We start from the raw sequence: 8862 nt of genomic DNA, 5'->3' as shown, positions 1-8862 counted from the left end.
ACATCGTAAAACTTTGTGCTATTCCAAGTCCATTGATATGTTGTACAGATCAATTCACCTGCTGATCTATTATTTGAAACATCGTCAAATTCCTCAATTCTCATAATCATTCGTCACTGTGCAACGCATTATCATTAATATTTGTATCTCATATACCTGCAATCTGCTGTATCTTATTGCTCAAACCCAACTACAAGCTTAATTTAACTTTTCTACCGTAAACGTAGCTCCCCCGAAGGGAGAACATGATATAAAACCTAATATCATGTATGGTTGAATTATCCAGACTTGATGAACCTATCCCACTAATAGGATTTTTGCTAAAAAACCTAAATATTTTGAGAGTTAAAAACGAAAAATTAAGCTTTTCAAGAACATTTTACTTAAACAAATAAGCTTGTTAAAAATAGTGGAATAGGTCCAGATAAAGCCTAAAACCTATCACCTTCTTCATAGTAGGGACATTCCATAGAATATCCGGCGTTGGTAAAGCGCGTGTATGATATTAATCTTAATTCTTTAGAAGTCAACCCACCCGCGCGCCCCTCCCAAGAGGGGGAGTCAGGAGGACCGAGTCAGGAGGGAAGAAAGAAGAAGAAACCCCGAGTAAAAGGAGAAAGTTTTTTGGTCGCGTAAAGGTCACGGAGTTCTATCGCGATCTTATCCAGACATGATATCATACCTCAAATTACCAACGCCGAATATCCCTACAACCTACGACCTACTTCAACGTGGCCAAGAAATTCTAGTACTAGCAGCAATATAACGAGCTACAGCAGCAGCACCATAACGATTTAGATGACTGGGGTCAAAAAAATATTCATTTTTGGCAAGTTGAGGCTGATATAAATTGAAATTTAGGAATGTAAAACCATTTTCTCTTGCTCGACTCTGCATCCACTGATGAAAGTCTTCTTCAGCAGACCAACGCACAGAATCTAAATAACTATCAGAAAGAGGTAAATTAACAAAAACTAAAGGAATATTGCGAGATTTAGTAAAATTAACAACAGAAGTTAAAGCTGTAGCTTGAGTACCCCCAAGATAAAAACTAGCATAGTCGCCATCGTAAAGCCCTGCTACATAAGGTCGTCGCTGATAATAATAAGAAGGATTAAATCGCCCATCCATTGGCAGAAACCCATTAGCATCAATAGCATTGGCAACACCGGCGATCGCTACTGCTTGTACAAATTGAGTAGAATATTGAGGATGAGATGTTAAGTTTGAGGAGTTTTGCGATAGAGGTTTATAAGAATATTTAGTAGTCTTAAAATAGTCAGGATAAAGAGTATTAGAACTATTCCCTACTTCGGTATTTCCTCTGTTGCTGCGCGTTCCCTCTGTTGGTCGGCGTTCCCATCGCAAGGTTTCCTCCCCTAGTTCCCACTGCTTGCTTCTGTCAGCGACGCGGGGTCGCACCGCTGTTGTCTGTTCCCTATAATTAATTTCCATTGCTTCCCCTCGCGATATCTCAAAAGGAGAGTAGGGAGGTGCAAATACATTATAAGGTTTGGGAAATTGATAACAGGTAGAAGCAAAGTTAGACTGACCTTGAGGTAGTTGGGGACGAACACCTGAAAGTAATTTTCTTTTTCCCTCAGAAGCAATAATTGAATTATAAGTTCGATCTACCCGTCCACTATTAAAAGCTCGTACTCCATCCGCCCAAATAATTAATTTTGGCAGTTGATTATTGTTCAAAAGTTGTCGCAGTTGAAAGTTTACTACTTGAGCAGTAGCCCCATTGATACTAAAGTTAAATACGTTTAACGGACGATAGCCTTTAGCTACTAAATATTGTTGTAGTTGTTGCGGATCGACCCCGTATAAGGCGCGGGAACTACCCACAATTAAAACATCTGGCGGACCCACAGTAGCAACAAAAGACAGATAAAGCTCTAACTGGGTGTCGAGAACATCACTATTGAAAGAAACAGGATTATACTGAGAACGTGCAGAAGCTGCTTGTTGTTGGGAGTAAGCTAAATTTCTCATATACTCAGCAACTTTTTTCTCAGCAAAAGCACGTCTGGGGTTTCCTGGCGGTACAGCTTGCATCCAAGCTACTGCCTGTACCCACTCTTGGGCAACCTTATCCCACTGTTGTTTAGTTCTCGCGGACTGAGCTAACTGTGAGGCTTTTGTGGCAAAACTAACTGCTTGACTAAACGGGTCTACAGAAGCACATTGAGTAGCATTGGAATTTTGAGAAACTAGAGAAATTTGTGAGTTATTTTCTTTGGCGGAAGTTAAATCACAGTTATTAACTGATATAAGATTTTTCTGTGAGGTTGGAGATATTTTGCTCTGAAAGTGTTGAGTGGGAATACATCCAACAGTTAGGGTTAGCAAAATAGTTGCCGTCAAAGATTTAAGTAAGCTAGATGAAAGTCTAGTACTATGGAATTGATTTTCTATATTCTGTTGCCAACTACGTTCAGGAGTGGCATCGGATGAATGGATTCTAGTCATCTAGATTCCCCTCCATATCTATATATAATATTTGTGATAGATTATAATACCTTTTTCGGCAAGTTTATTTGTCAAGAGGACACTGGAAACAGGCAATAGGCTAAAGCTTAACTAGAGCAAGGGTTTTTAGCTTATTTTTATGGGAGAATGTTTTTTTATATATAAGATTTAGGATTGCTATATATGTCTAAAAGAATGGATGGTTTAATAGGTTCAGCAGTTATATAAAAATACTGTTTATTTGACTTTTCCCTCTACTGTTTTATTTAAGTTAAACCGATCTAATTTTTTGCATAACTTTTATTTTCCTAATAGCGCCTAACCAGCTAAATATATCTATTGTGCTAAAGTCTTATATCATGTACGGCTGAATACTTATAAATAAACGACCAAGGAGTCAGTCCTCAGGAGTCAGGAGGGAAGAAAGAAGAAATAAGAAAGAGGAGGAAAAGGAAATTTTTTTTCACTAATTATCCGGACATGATATTACTACAAACATTTTGATTATTCAGTATTGTAGGGATAAATGGCCGTTTTCCCCTACTGAGAGTAGAAATTATATGACTCACCAAGTAAACAAATTTGATATTAAACTGCTAAAAATTTTTGGATTACTTCTTGACTTAAATCTGTAGTATTTCCTGATGCCACAATTCCTCCTTTTTGCATTGCATAATATCTGTCTGCTTTACGCACAAAATGGAGATGTTGTTCTACCAATAAAACAGAAATACCTCTAGTTTTAATAATATTTCTCACCGCAGTTTCTATCTCTAAAATAATAGAAGGTTGAATACCCTCAGTCGGTTCATCTAACAAAAGTAAATTTGGCTGACTCATCAATGCACGAGCGATCGCTAATTGTTGTTGTTGACCACCACTCAAATTTCCTCCCATCCTAGATAACATTGTTTTTAGAACAGGAAATAATTCAAATATTTCTTCGAGTATTTCATTTTTTCCTTTTCTATCTTCTTTTCTTGCTTCTAAACCAAGCAATAAATTTTCTTTGACTGTTAACCTAGGTATAATTTCTCTACCTTGGGGTACATAACCAATACCTAGACGAGCCCGTTGGTCTGGTCGGAGAGTGGCGATCGCTTTACCCCATAAATTAATTTTTCCTGTCTGTGGTCTGAGTAGTCCCATTACTGTTTTTAGTAATGTTGTTTTGCCCACTCCATTTCTACCGATTAAACATACCATTTCTCCAGGTTTCACGCTTAAATCAACATCGCGCAAAATATGACTTTCTCCATAAAATACATTTATATTAGATACTTGTAAGGTGGTATAATTAATTTTATTTTGTCCAGTCTTATTCTGTAGATTAAAATTCATAATTTTTTGATGTTTTTTAATTTTATATTTTAATTAAGTAAAAACTATAGTGCTAGAGTAAAAATGACTATTATCGGGACCAGAGAAGCAGCTTTTTTGTTAGGTATCTGTTGTCAGCGAGTGAGAGTGCTTCTTGCTCAAGGTAGAATCAAAGGGGCTTACAAGCATAAAGGATTCTGGCGAATTCCTCTATATAATAGGATGCCTGTTGTTATACCAGGTAAAAGAGGTCCTCAAGGTGTTTGGTGTAAGGGGCTACGACAAGCACCAACGAGGATTCATGTTAATCAAAGGAAAATTAAAGCTAATAGTAAGAGAATCAACAACGATCCTCTTATGAGTCCCGAACAGCTTGCGCCAGTGATTACCATGAAACAGAATAATCCTTTATCCTGTGGGGCACGTTTGTGGATCGAGACTTATTCTCCGGTGCAATTTGTGGATACTAAGTTTAATCCTTCAACAGCAAGGCGACCTTACAGACATACCTGATATTTAAACTTTAAGCATTTCAAGTTTTCAGTAAAACCAAGCACAATAAATGTTTGGTAAAAATTCCTGTTGCTTGTTGCCTATAAGCATAGTTTTATAAAATTATTTGTTCGGGCATAGTATTAGCGAGTAGTTTTTATACTATCAAAATAATGTAATGGATGAGAGATAAATAAAATAGTCAAACAATGGGGTTGAACAACGGAAAAAATAGCTTTTTGTTAGCATCTTATATCATACCCGGATAATTAGCGATCAAAAAACTTTCTCTTTCTTCTTCTTTCTTACCTCTTGACTCCTGACTCCTTGGTCATTTATTTATAAGTGTTCAACCGGACATGATATGATCAAAATAATTGGGTCGCGCCACCCCGCCTTTTAAAGGGAAATATTTTTGGAGCGAAGCTCAAATCCCCGTTACAAAAATAACTTCTGTACGTCGCCAATCCGGCGGCTCCCCTATCTGACTTCTGACTTCTGACTTCGTTAACGCACCTCAAACTTTTTCAACAGATCCTAAATAAACTTCGATAACTCTTGGATCATTCTGCACTTCATCCATAGTTCCTTCACAAAGTACAGAACCTTGATGTAAAACAGTTACTTTTTTGGCTATTTGACGTACAAATTCCATGTCATGTTCAATGACAATAATTGAATGACTGGCAGCCAAATTTAACAAAAGAGAACCTATATTTTCTGTTTCTTCATCAGTTAAACCAGCTACGGGTTCATCTACTAATAATAGGTCAGGAGATTGAGCAACTAACATACCTATTTCTAAGCGTTGTTTTTCACCATGAGATAAAAAAGCTGCTTTAATATTTGCTTTTCCTACTAAATTTATAGTTTCTAATAAACCAGCTACACTTCTAGTTTCTGCGGAAGGAACTTTACGAAATAAAGTAGCAATTACTCCTTTATGGCGATTAATAACTAAATCTAAATTTTCTCTAACAGTTAAATTGAGATATACTCTAGGTGTTTGAAATTTACGCCCAATTCCCATACAAGCTATTTTATGTTCGGGAATTTTCATTAAATTATCACCTCTAAATAATACTTTTCCTGTTGTTGGTTGAACTTTGCCAGTAATTACATCTAAAAAAGTAGTCTTTCCAGCTCCATTCGGACCGATAATAACTCGCAATTCACCAACATTCATAGTAAAATTTAGGTTATTTAGAGCCTTAAAGCCATCAAAAATAACAGTTAAATTTTGAATTTCTAAAATTTTTTCTACCATTTTTTTACTTCATCTAAACCTAATTATTAGTAAGTATTTCCTGCGGAATGCTGCACAAAAAGCGGTCAATTATCAGCTATCAGTTATGATTTATACCAATTTCATAAAATATTGCTACAGTGTTTTTATCTGCCGGTGGGAATTTAGAGATTAATACTATAACAACCTTTTTTGAATTTGGTATTATTAACTCATTATCACATCGAAGGAGGAATTAGTCTCCAAGGAGAATTAAAAGTTATGTTTGCTTCCGTATTCTGCACCGAAAGAAAAAGGTGATCGATTAACCTTAGTAGTTATACCAAATCTCAAAAAGTTTGCTATATATCTTTAGTAATGGGGAGATAGAGAGATGGTAATTAAACATCGCATTACTATTCAGAAATGTTATTACTTGAATATGTTCAAAAACTGTTTGCCTAGCATGACAAACTGAAATGCTGTTTGCGGAGCATTCCGTAGGAAATTCTAATAGCTGAATGCTGAGAATTATTCTTTTTCTATTTTTTCCTTTTCTAGCTGAACTTCTGGATTTTCATCTACATTAGGATAAGTCATAAGTGGCTGAGATAAACCCAGGAGCGATCGTAACTTTAGCCAAGCATATTCTTGCCACCAACCGACTATTCCATTAGGTAATATTGTTACGACTAATAAAAATAACACACCTTGAAAAAATAACCAGATTTGGGGAAATTGTTCGCTTAAAAAAGTTCGTCCGAAATTAACTAATAATGTACCAAGAATTGCACCGACTAAAGTTCCTCTACCTCCTACGGCTACCCAAATAACCATTTCAATTGAAAAAGCTACTTCCATATAACTAGGGGTAACAATGCCACTTTGAACTGTATATAATGCTCCAGAAATTCCGGCAATAGCTCCGGAAATAGCAAATACTAAAACTTTAAATTCGGTGGGATTATATCCAGAAAATCTTACTCTAGTTTCATCGTCTCTAATGGCAATTAATAGACGACCAAATCTACCACTTGTTAACCAACGACAAATTAAATAAGTGGCGATCAGGCTAATAATTGTTACTTCATAAAATATTAATTGTGCTTGGTCTGAACCTGCTAAAATACCGAAAAATTTTTCTGTGTCTGTTTTTAAACCGTTTGTACCGTTAATTAGTTTTTGTTGACCGTTGAAAAAGTTAAAAAATACCAGTAAAGCTGCTTGAGTAAGGATGGAAAAGTAGACTCCTTTAATTCGATTTTTAAATACTAAATAACCAAGAATTGCTGCCACAATAGCAGGGAAAATTATAATTGCTAAAATTGTGAGAGGAAAGGAGTGAAAAGGTTGCCAAAATAGGGGAAGTTTTTCGACACCATAAAGAGTGAAAAATTCTGGTAATTCTCCTTCTGGCAATTGTAGTTTGAGGTGCATTGCTAAGGTATAACCTCCTAATGCAAAAAATATGCCATGACCTAAGCTTAATAAGCCAGTATAACCCCAGATTAAATCTATGCCTAAAGCCACAATTGCTAGGGAGAGAAAACGCCCTAATAATTTTAGTCTAAATCCTGGTAAAGTTAATGGCATTATGATGGCAAATATTAAAGTTATTGTTGTTATTATGCCGATTTGAGTTAATAATTTATGATGTTGATTTTTGATCATATTTGGGGAATAAGGAATATGGAGAATAGTAGACAGATACAGTTAATTTAGTGCAAAATTTGTAGTAGACCGTTTCATCTTATACCAAATCTGATGAGAGTAAGGAGATATTCACAAAATTCAAAATCTTCGCCTGATAAAGATTTGAATATTTAGGTAATACCAAGCGTTATAAATGTTTGCTACAAGATGTGGCGATCGCTTTCTTTGTCTGATAACTAATGTTATTTGTTTAGGCTTTGGAGGAACAATTATTCCTACACAAGCACAACTCTTACAATGTTATATCCTATCTTGTTGGGTAACAAAATTTTATTTACCAATTAACTTGATAAGATTAGATGAGCATAGTAAGAATATATTTATGTTAATTGAGGAAGATATTGAGATTCAAATTAAACCTAATGGTGAATGGATCAAATGAATAAAAAACCTGATTTTAAAACTATGACTTCTCAAGAGTTAAAAATTATGTTTTATCTAATCAAGATGATGAAGAGGCTTTTTATGGTTACATTGATCAAGTAAATAAAAGGAAATATAGAGTAGTTTATCCACCTTTAAAATCATTAGAATATATGGATAAATATCCCGAATTTATTGAACAAATGCGTCAGTATTCCAGGAAGAATTTTTGGAAAAATACTTGATTTTTTGGTTTTGGTTTTTCTCTTGGAATCATAGAGCGATCGCCTTCTTTTCAGTTATCAATTATCAGTAGTCTAGTAAGGTGGGTTACATTTCATTAATGCACCCTACTGAATTTGATATTATTTCTTGGTTAGGATGTCAAAAGCGATCGAATTACTAAAACTTCCATTCTAATGGCTGTAAATATCCAGGTAATACCTAGAGAAAGCTGAACCATTCCTAACACCAGTCCTATAACTTTGAGAATTGATGGCTTCAACACCTTGAGAATTTGACGGGCATAAAGCATACTTAATAGGTTGAGTACCATAATCACCATTAACAATCCCAAAACCAAAACTTCATGGCCTATTACTTTCTTCAGAATGGACATGATGAGCATAACTATGGCAATTCCATAGGGGGTTAAGATTGTAGGAAAAATTAGGGGAGTAACAACTAAATCAAGGGATGGATTTTCTGGAGAAGATAGAGGGGGAGCAGCCGAGCCATACTGAGTCATTATGATTCCTAGTGAGACTAAAAACAGCACAATTCCTGCTGCCATCATTAGAGCAGAAATAGGGATTCCATATTTGTCCACTATTTCTATACCGACAAGGGAAATCAACAGCTTGACATAATCATAGATTATCTATTATATTCTATGAATGTCTATATTTTATTTGATGCTACTAGGATTCAAAACTGAGTTACACCCCACAAACCAGCAAAAAATATTACTGGCAAAGCACGCTGGTGTAGCCCGCCATGCTTATAATTGGGGATTATGGTTGACTAGGAACATCCTTAATCACAATTCCAATAATCCTGATAGTAAACTTAAATTTCCTACTGCTATTGATTTGCATAAACTTTTAGTAGCAATGGTCAAACCTAATAACTATTGGTATTATGAAGTATTGGACTTTGGACAAAAAAAGTTAGCGTAATATTTACACTAACTACTGAAATTAAGATTTAAAGACCGAATTCATACTGGAATTATCTTTGTTTTTGAAATTATTTATCATCCTGAAAATCATAGG

At 35.3% G+C, this 8862-nt stretch carries 9 protein-coding genes and 2 pseudogenes; 6 read left to right on the top strand and 5 right to left on the bottom strand.

The features are described 5' to 3' along the window. Together F6K18_RS35400 and F6K18_RS35395 are read left to right on the top strand one after the other, a co-directional pair. Positions 1-106, top strand: a pseudogene (locus F6K18_RS35400) (IS1 family transposase); the annotation flags it as partial. Positions 107-483: 377 nt separating this feature from the next. After that, positions 484-636, top strand: a complete 153-nt coding sequence (locus F6K18_RS35395) for a hypothetical protein (protein WP_287527972.1) — start codon at positions 484-486, stop codon at positions 634-636. 90 nt (positions 637-726) lie between these two features. Here the strand turns inward: F6K18_RS35395 and F6K18_RS35390 are convergent, their stop codons facing one another. Together F6K18_RS35390 and urtE are read right to left on the bottom strand one after the other, a co-directional pair. Beyond that, positions 727-2475: a hypothetical protein gene (locus F6K18_RS35390; protein WP_287527969.1), complete on the bottom strand. Its 1749-nt coding sequence runs from the start codon at positions 2473-2475 to the stop codon at positions 727-729. Between the two features lie 588 nt (positions 2476-3063). Beyond that, positions 3064-3816 (bottom strand): urea ABC transporter ATP-binding subunit UrtE, encoded by a 753-nt coding sequence (gene urtE, locus F6K18_RS35385; RefSeq protein WP_287527966.1) that lies wholly within the window; start codon positions 3814-3816, stop codon positions 3064-3066. A 63-nt stretch (positions 3817-3879) separates the two neighbouring features. On the opposite strand from urtE, the gene F6K18_RS35380 reads away from it, so the two are divergent. Beyond that, positions 3880-4308 (top strand): hypothetical protein, encoded by a 429-nt coding sequence (locus tag F6K18_RS35380; RefSeq protein ID WP_287527963.1) that lies wholly within the window; start codon positions 3880-3882, stop codon positions 4306-4308. A 496-nt stretch (positions 4309-4804) separates the two neighbouring features. On the opposite strand, the gene urtD is transcribed toward F6K18_RS35380, so the two are convergent. Both urtD and urtC read right to left on the bottom strand, forming a co-directional pair. Further along, a complete protein-coding gene (gene urtD, locus F6K18_RS35375; protein ID WP_287527960.1) occupies positions 4805-5554 on the bottom strand; it encodes an urea ABC transporter ATP-binding protein UrtD in 750 nt (249 codons plus the stop codon). Positions 5555-6043: 489 nt separating this feature from the next. Continuing rightward, complete coding sequence (gene urtC, locus F6K18_RS35370; protein WP_287527957.1) at positions 6044-7183, bottom strand: urea ABC transporter permease subunit UrtC; 1140 nt, start codon at positions 7181-7183, stop codon at positions 6044-6046. Positions 7184-7358: 175 nt separating this feature from the next. Here urtC and F6K18_RS35365 point away from each other — a divergent pair, with 175 nt between their 5' ends. Continuing rightward, entirely contained in the window at positions 7359-7607 is a 249-nt protein-coding gene (locus tag F6K18_RS35365; protein WP_287527954.1) for a DUF6888 family protein, read from the top strand. Between the two features lie 52 nt (positions 7608-7659). After that, a pseudogene (locus F6K18_RS37425) lies at positions 7660-7833 on the top strand (hypothetical protein); the annotation flags it as partial. A gap of 131 nt (positions 7834-7964) precedes the next feature. Here the strand turns inward: F6K18_RS37425 and F6K18_RS35360 are convergent. After that, positions 7965-8444 (bottom strand): MarC family protein, encoded by a 480-nt coding sequence (locus tag F6K18_RS35360; protein WP_287527951.1) that lies wholly within the window; start codon positions 8442-8444, stop codon positions 7965-7967. Between the two features lie 40 nt (positions 8445-8484). On the opposite strand from F6K18_RS35360, the gene F6K18_RS35355 reads away from it, so the two are divergent. Further along, a complete protein-coding gene (locus F6K18_RS35355; protein WP_287527948.1) occupies positions 8485-8766 on the top strand; it encodes a helix-turn-helix domain-containing protein in 282 nt (93 codons plus the stop codon). Positions 8767-8862: the final 96 nt, after the last annotated feature.

The sequence above is a fragment of the Okeania sp. SIO2C2 genome, from assembly GCF_010692625.1.
GTDB classification, from domain to species: Bacteria; Cyanobacteriota; Cyanobacteriia; order Cyanobacteriales; family Microcoleaceae; genus Okeania; species Okeania hirsuta.
The sequence above is the reverse complement of the archived record's forward strand: the minus strand, read 5'-3'. Positions and strand labels throughout refer to the sequence as shown.

Excerpts from the sequence above, each read along its gene's own strand:
- F6K18_RS35390 (WP_287527969.1), bottom strand. The coding sequence starts at position 2,475 with ATGACTAGAATCCATTCATCCGATGCCACTCCTGAACGTAGTTGGCAA.
- urtE (WP_287527966.1), bottom strand. The coding sequence starts at position 3,816 with ATGAATTTTAATCTACAGAATAAGACTGGACAAAATAAAATTAATTAT.
- F6K18_RS35380 (WP_287527963.1), top strand. The coding sequence starts at position 3,880 with ATGACTATTATCGGGACCAGAGAAGCAGCTTTTTTGTTAGGTATCTGT.
- urtD (WP_287527960.1), bottom strand. The coding sequence starts at position 5,554 with ATGGTAGAAAAAATTTTAGAAATTCAAAATTTAACTGTTATTTTTGAT.
- urtC (WP_287527957.1), bottom strand. The coding sequence starts at position 7,183 with ATGATCAAAAATCAACATCATAAATTATTAACTCAAATCGGCATAATA.
- F6K18_RS35365 (WP_287527954.1), top strand. The coding sequence starts at position 7,359 with ATGTTTGCTACAAGATGTGGCGATCGCTTTCTTTGTCTGATAACTAAT.
- F6K18_RS35355 (WP_287527948.1), top strand. The coding sequence starts at position 8,485 with ATGTCTATATTTTATTTGATGCTACTAGGATTCAAAACTGAGTTACAC.